We start from the raw sequence: 383 nt of genomic DNA, 5'->3' as shown, positions 1-383 counted from the left end.
GCGAAAGGGGCTGGTCAGCCGTGGTTGAGCCGAAAGCATGGCGGTTCGCGGCGGGTTCCGCCGTTGTCGGCCTGACGCTCGCCGCCGTGGTGGTGGCCGCGGCCGGCCCCTGGGACTCCGGTCAGCGTAAGGCCGAGCGGGACTGGGCTGTCGCCCGGAGCGGTACGGGTGGCACAGATCACGGCGGGTCCGCCTCCCGCGCGCCCTCGCCCGCCCCCAGCGCCGCCGCCGTCCTGGCCGGACTGACCGGCTCCGGCACGGCGACCGCGGGCCAGGGGAAGGGGACGGGGAAGGGGACGGGCGGGGAAGCGGGCGAGAAGGCGGGGAAGAAGGCGGGCAGGGAAACGGCCGGGGACGCGCCGGGACAGCCCGCGCGGCTCTCC

Annotated in this window: 1 pseudogene; it reads left to right on the top strand. The window is 77.3% G+C overall.

The annotated features are described in order from the left end of the window. Positions 1-20 precede the first annotated feature (20 nt). Positions 21-383 (top strand): annotated as a pseudogene (locus tag DVH02_RS34495) (hypothetical protein); the annotation flags it as partial.

Source organism: Streptomyces corynorhini, from assembly GCF_003346515.1.
In the GTDB taxonomy this organism is placed as follows: domain Bacteria; phylum Actinomycetota; class Actinomycetes; order Streptomycetales; family Streptomycetaceae; genus Streptomyces; species Streptomyces corynorhini.
The sequence above is the reverse complement of the archived record's forward strand: the minus strand, read 5'-3'. Positions and strand labels throughout refer to the sequence as shown.